The sequence below is a fragment of the Myxococcus sp. CA039A genome, from assembly GCF_013336645.1.
GTDB classification, from domain to species: domain Bacteria; phylum Myxococcota; class Myxococcia; order Myxococcales; family Myxococcaceae; genus Myxococcus; species Myxococcus llanfairpwllgwyngyllgogerychwyrndrobwllllantysiliogogogochensis.
This window is the reverse complement of the sequence record NZ_JABUMQ010000603.1, coordinates 1-2,340: the sequence shown is the minus strand read 5'-3', so window position 1 is coordinate 2,340 and position 2,340 is coordinate 1. Positions and strand designations below refer to the sequence as shown.

The 2,340-nt window shown below is 67.8% G+C and carries 2 protein-coding genes; both read left to right on the top strand.

All coding sequences use genetic code 11. The features are described from left to right. Positions 1-73 precede the first annotated feature (73 nt). On the top strand, positions 74-1,834 hold the full coding sequence (locus HR086_RS46250) for an OPT/YSL family transporter (protein WP_246137763.1): 1,761 nt from the start codon (positions 74-76) through the stop codon (positions 1,832-1,834). A 116-nt stretch (positions 1,835-1,950) separates the two neighbouring features. Further along, positions 1,951-2,217 carry a hypothetical protein gene (locus tag HR086_RS46245; RefSeq protein ID WP_174461738.1) on the top strand — a complete coding sequence of 89 codons (267 nt, stop codon included), beginning with the start codon at positions 1,951-1,953 and terminating at the stop codon, positions 2,215-2,217. The last annotated feature ends 123 nt before the right edge of the window (positions 2,218-2,340 follow it).

Genomic DNA, 2,340 nt, shown 5'->3' with positions numbered 1-2,340 from the left:
CCCGGAGCCCTCCCCGTCCTCGCTGTCCGACGCCCCCGAGCAGGTCCAGCCGCGCCTGGGCTGGCTGCCGCCGGTGGGGTCCTGGAAATACCACCTGCTGTTGAGCGCCGTGGCCCTCTTCATCCTCGGGCCCCTGGGTGGCATCGCCGCGTCGTACATGAACTTCAGCGTGGGCTTCTTCGTCGGCGGGCAGGTGCTGGCGGGCATCCTCGGCAGCGCCGTCACGTACGGCTACGGCTCGGAGGGCAAGCACGGCGCCAACTACATGCAGACGATGGCCGCGTCGGTGGCCTCGCTGTGCGCCATGTCCGTGCTCATCCAGGCCATGGTGTGGCTGGGCATGGAGATGCCCCCCGCCTGGCACCTGATGCTCTTCGTGGGCTGCGTGGGCATGTTCGCGGTGGGCGTGGGCATGCTCTACACGCCGCTGCTCGTGGACCGGCTCCAGCTCGACTATCCGTCGGGCTTCGCGGTGGCCAACATCCTGCGCGCGCTGACGGACAAGCGGCTGCTCAAGGCGTCCATCTCCAAGCTGGGCGGTGGCACGCTGCTGGGGGCCATCGCCGCGTGGATGACGGAGAAGATCGCCGTCGTCGCCGCCATCGGAACGAGCGCCGCCACGCTGGGCGCGGGCATGATTGTCGGCAGTCGCATCACCGTGCCCGCGGTGCTGATGGCCGTCATTGGCGCGTGGCAACTGCCCTATCTGCGCGAGCTGGGCTGGCTGGGCGCGACAGACCCGTTCCGCAAGGTGGGCTTCCTCATCGGTCTGGCGATGATTTGCGGCGCGGCGGCGGTGGACCTCTCGCTGCTCGCGGTCCAGGCCGTCGCGCGCGTGCGCGCCCGGGCCACTGTCGCGGAGGGCGAGGAGCCGGCGTGGAAGAAGGTCAACATGCCCCGACTGCTGGCCTGGGTGGTGGGCTGGGGCGCGGCGACGCTGCTGGTGGGCACCCTCGTGCTGGGGCAGCCCCTGGGCTGGCTCGCCTTCGGCCTGGCCCTGGCGCTCCTGTTCGTGCTCATCAACGGCATCTCCTACGGCATCACCGACCAGAACCCCATCTCCAGCGCGTTCGTCATCTCCATCATGTTGATGTCGTTGATGGGCCTGAAGAACCCGCTGGTGGGGTTGATGGCGGCGACCATCCTGCTCATCTCCACGTCCGTGGGCTGCGACATGCAGCAGGACCGCTCCACCGGCTGGCGCCTGGGCACCAACCGCGTCATCCAGTTCCGCTACCAGGTGATGGGCGTCATCATGGGCGCGCTCTTGTGCGTGGGTCTGGCGAAGGTCTTCATGACGGCCTACCCCGCGCTGACCATCAACCAGCTCGACAACCCCAATGCCCCGGTGGGCCAGTGGGGCTCCGCCATGACCTACAAGCTGGTGGGCGCCATCCGGGACCTGGGCTCGCTGTCGGACGCCAAGATTCAGGCGATGTTCTTCGGCCTGGGGCTCGGCTTCGGCATCCAGGTGCTGCGCAAGCTGCTCCAGGGTCACCAGGGCTATCAGAGCTACATCAAGAGCTCGCGCGCGGGCTTCGCGGTGGGCTGGACCATGGACTCGTTGGTGCTGGCCAGCCCCTACGCGTCGTCCTTCGGCGCCTTCGTGTCCTTCCCGGCGGCACTGTGGTTCGGCGCGGGCGGCATCATCGCGTCCGTGTGGAACACGGTGACGAAGAAGCGCGGCCCCGTCGCAGCGGGCAGCCCTGGCCAGGGCGAAGCGCTCCCCGAGGACATGAGCACCATGTCCCTGGTGGGCGGCGGTCTCATCGCTGGCGAGTCCCTCTTCTTCCTCATCGCCGGCATGATTGGACTGGCCTCGCTGCTGGCATGACTTGACAGTTGCCGGTGCGGGCCAATTCCTGACGCACTCACAGTGCACATGCCACAGTCCCTCTCGGGGAGCGACCGATTCCCGGCGCTCCATCCGAAGCGAACCGAGGGAAGCCCATGAAGCGTGTCTTCGTGCTGTGCGTGGCGCTGTTCAGTGTCTCGTGGCTGGGATGCGGCGGGTCTCTGGCGGAAGAGGGCGGCGAGCCGCTCTCCCAGGAGCCCACGCAGGAGTCCTCCCAGGAGCTCGTCACCTGTCCGGGTGACCTGCCCCAGTGCTCCACCTACGAGGGGAAACGCTGCATCAGGCGGGTGGACTGCTGCGATGGCGACTTCCTGTTGTGGTGCGCCTGCGACCCCACCATGAAGCGCTTCCACTGCCTCTAAACCCCTTCAGGGAAGTCGGGTTAGGGGCTGAGGGTTATGCCATGGAGGGGGGCGTCCATGGCGTGGCAGCCAAAGCACTGGACAGTGCAGCAGCTTGAGGAGCGGCGGCTTGCGGCCGGGAAA

Excerpts from the sequence above, each read along its gene's own strand:
- HR086_RS46245 (WP_174461738.1), top strand. The coding sequence starts at position 1,951 with ATGAAGCGTGTCTTCGTGCTGTGCGTGGCGCTGTTCAGTGTCTCGTGG.